The organism is Xenorhabdus sp. KK7.4 (assembly GCF_963876465.1).
GTDB classification, from domain to species: Bacteria; Pseudomonadota; Gammaproteobacteria; order Enterobacterales; family Enterobacteriaceae; genus Xenorhabdus; species Xenorhabdus stockiae.
Map to the genome: position 1 here is coordinate 1 of NZ_CAWNQF010000047.1, position 422 is coordinate 422.

Consider the following 422-nt stretch of genomic DNA (forward strand, 5'->3'; position numbering starts at 1 on the left):
GGCTTTATCGTAAGTGAGTACAATCGTGGCCGGATAGGCCGGGTGGTTATGGGTGATTTTCGTCAGCTGGCAGGGGTCGGCCGGATTCGCGTAACTGAAACAGGCCGTGTCCTGACTGCCGTCCGCCAGGGTGGTGACACAGGTCAGCAGGTTGCCCAGCCGGTCATAGGTAAACTGCTGGCGGTTCAGGCTCTGCCCGTACGCATCCCGCGGGCATTCCGTGCCCGCACAGCGGTAATCCGTCAGCCAGCGGCGGTGGGCATCGTAGGTATAAGACTCTTCCCGCAATGGCTCCGCGGGCTGGGGGCCGTTTGCCGGCCCAGCCGCGGTGGTCCGGCTCGCCAGTTGCCCGGTCAGGGTATAAGTCTGGCTCAGGGTCAGTCTGTCCGGCCCGCTTTCAATCCGCCGCTCAATTTCCCGGC

The 422-nt window shown here is 63.7% G+C and carries 1 protein-coding gene; it reads left to right on the forward strand.

From position 1 onward, the window contains the following. Positions 1 to 422: hypothetical protein (locus AACS90_RS05585; RefSeq protein WP_193757321.1), on the forward strand; the 422-nt coding region annotated here is incomplete at both ends.